Here is a 230-nt window from a genome sequence, read left to right on the forward strand (position 1 = left end):
CGTCGATCACGTCGTCTGGATCGGCGGAGTCCGCCGAGTCGACGGCGTGATCGACGAGTTGCCGTCGATCGATTTCACCTCCCCGATGGGCCCGACGCAGTTCCGGGACTGTGACCACCAGGCGGTCCGTCCGTACAACGTGGGCGAGATAGTCGAACCCGACCAGCACGACTGGCCCTCTATCGATGTTATGCGGACCGTCTCTGCAGAAGATACGATGCTCCCATGCG

The 230-nt window shown here is 62.6% G+C and carries 1 pseudogene; it reads left to right on the top strand.

Features of this window, described 5'->3' with window-relative positions:
* A pseudogene (locus SM755_RS24275) lies at positions 1-230 on the top strand (hypothetical protein); the annotation flags it as partial.

Source organism: Natrialba sp. PRR66, from assembly GCF_034808065.1.
Taxonomy (GTDB): domain Archaea; phylum Halobacteriota; class Halobacteria; order Halobacteriales; family Natrialbaceae; genus Natrialba; species Natrialba aegyptia.